This is a genomic window from Qipengyuania pacifica, assembly GCF_019857205.1.
Classification (GTDB): domain Bacteria; phylum Pseudomonadota; class Alphaproteobacteria; order Sphingomonadales; family Sphingomonadaceae; genus Qipengyuania; species Qipengyuania pacifica.
In genome coordinates this window covers 1-675 of sequence record NZ_JAHWXO010000052.1, presented here as the reverse complement: position 1 = coordinate 675, position 675 = coordinate 1, and the positions used below count along the sequence as shown (strand labels likewise).

The 675-nt window shown below is 60.3% G+C and carries 1 protein-coding gene; it reads left to right on the top strand.

Translation table 11 applies throughout. The features are described from left to right. Positions 1 to 174 precede the first annotated feature (174 nt). Positions 175 to 549 carry a hypothetical protein gene (locus KYK83_RS17105; protein ID WP_067463363.1) on the top strand — a complete coding sequence of 125 codons (375 nt, stop codon included), beginning with the start codon at positions 175 to 177 and terminating at the stop codon, positions 547 to 549. The last annotated feature ends 126 nt before the right edge of the window (positions 550 to 675 follow it).

Here is a 675-nt window from a genome sequence, read left to right as displayed (position 1 = left end):
ATCGAAGTTCATCGCTGCGAGCATCCGCATCCCGAGCTTCGCGCGGCCTGATCGCGCCGTTCTAAAAGACCGAAACAGTATTCGAGGACTGTTATACTGTAACAAAAGACTTATACTTCATCGTGTTACGGAACTTGCAATCTTGATGCGGTTTGCTATGAGCCATTGGAATCCATGACTACAAGCTATCGTCGCCTTGTCCTGCACCCTTTCGTCGTCCTGCTCATGCTGGTCGCGATGGTGTTCGTGACGGCGGCGGATGCTGCTGCTTGCGGTGCCGAAGTGGCGCCCGGAAGCACGCCCGTTCTGGCTTCGCTCGATAGCGCTTCTGCGTCATCCGCAGCCGCCGACGAAGTGCCGGGCGATCCGGATGCGCCGGCCGAGCAACACGGCGTGTGTGGACACGGCCATTGCCATCACGGGGCGAGCTTTGCCGGCACCGTGCAGAAGGATTCGGTCCCTCACTTGGTCGTGGTTCCCGATGCGCCTCCCGCCGAAGCGCTCGCTTCCGACATTACCGACCGACTGAAGCGCCCCCCTCGCGCCTGACGACCGTCACCGCGCTGCATGCCGCAGCGCAGTTCGGATCGTCAGCAGAGGAATTTTCGAAAAATGTCAGCCATTCATTGGCGAGGGGTCCTCCTTGGAGGGCTGTTCCTCGCCGCTCAAGCCACG

Coding starts and splice junctions, on each gene's coding strand:
- KYK83_RS17105 (WP_067463363.1), top strand. CDS start 175: ATGACTACAAGCTATCGTCGCCTTGTCCTGCACCCTTTCGTCGTCCTG.